Source organism: Mycobacterium sp. NGS51 (assembly GCF_059812525.1).
In genome coordinates this window covers 1-247 of sequence record NZ_JCALCV010000069.1, presented here as the reverse complement: position 1 = coordinate 247, position 247 = coordinate 1, and the positions used below count along the sequence as shown (strand labels likewise).

General features: G+C 70.9%; 1 protein-coding gene. It reads right to left on the bottom strand.

Features of this window, described 5'->3' with window-relative positions; genetic code table 11:
• A partial coding sequence (locus AC5Y5W_RS25000) for a glutamate-cysteine ligase family protein (protein WP_500022665.1) occupies positions 1-247 on the bottom strand: 247 nt, incomplete at both ends.

The following is a 247-nucleotide window of genomic DNA, read 5'->3' as shown; positions in this document are numbered from 1 at the left end:
CACCGACTGGTCGGCGTGCATCGCCTCGATGGCCGATACGACGCCGGCCACCGGTGGGCCGGACAACTCCACGGCGCCACCAGGTTCGACAGTGACCGCGCTGGCGCCCGGCAGTCCTGGAAGCGACGCGATGACGTCGGTGATCTCGTCCCAACCGGGCCTGCGGTGCGGCTCGAGCGGGTCAAAACAGTGCGCCTCGATCTCCAGGCCGACGCGGCCCAGCGGGGCATCGCACAGGCAGGTGTCG